Source organism: Aerococcus sp. L_32 (assembly GCF_050689315.1).
Genome location: NZ_JBOEQF010000889.1, coordinates 1 through 766, shown reverse-complemented (window position 1 = coordinate 766; position 766 = coordinate 1). Strand labels below are relative to the sequence as shown.

General features: G+C 37.6%; 2 protein-coding genes. Both read right to left on the bottom strand.

Translation table 11 applies throughout. The annotated features are described in order from the left end of the window. Positions 1 to 186: hypothetical protein (locus ACRCJ0_RS17145; RefSeq protein ID WP_431391365.1), on the bottom strand; the 186-nt coding region annotated here is incomplete at its 3' end. A gap of 13 nt (positions 187 to 199) precedes the next feature. Beyond that, positions 200 to 766, bottom strand: a 567-nt coding sequence (locus ACRCJ0_RS17140; RefSeq protein ID WP_431391364.1) for a phosphoribosylaminoimidazolesuccinocarboxamide synthase, incomplete at its 5' end; no start/stop codon positions are given.

The window sequence follows — 766 nt, the reverse complement described above, 5'->3', positions numbered from 1 at the left end:
TTTTTCAGTATCGAATAAGGCTTTTTGGACCGCTTCAAGGGTAGCTTCAGAAGCCCCCTCAAATTGGTAAAGATTGTAGAAAGCAATTTCAGTATCCGCAGCAAAATTTAAAAATTCTAAGGCCTCTTTAGTATATTTTTGACCTTCAACATCGAATTGGGCGTTATTTTTTGTAATGACTTGCATGTTTGGCCTCCAATTATTCAAAGTAATGCACTAGCTCTAAAGGTTCGATGTACTCGTCACCTTTATAGACACGCATGTTTCCACCTGCAACTTCATCGATTAAGACAATGACATCAGAATTGTCTAAGCGACCAAATTCTAATTTGATGTCATATAATTCTAGGCCTTTTTCGGCTAAAGCTTCTTTGATAACTAGGGAGATATCTTGGGTTAATTTCTTCAATTGCTCGTATTCGCCAGCTTTTAAAATATCTAATTGCTCTAAGGCATCTTGGGTGATCAACGGATCTTGGCGGTCGTCATCTTTTAAAGTGAACTCTACGTAGGCATCAAGTGGTGTACCTGATTCAATGTAAGCCCCGTAACGTCTGATAAAGCTACCAACAGCTTTAAAACGACAAATGACTTCTAACCCTTCACCAAATACAGAGGCTTTTTCAATCTGCATGGTGTTTTCTTCAGTATTTGAAGAAATATAATGCGTTGGAATATTCTTTTCTTTAAATAATTCAAAAAAGTATGTTGAAAGCACAACATTAGAGTGGCCTGACCCTTCAATCGTTGCCCCTACTTGGTTTTC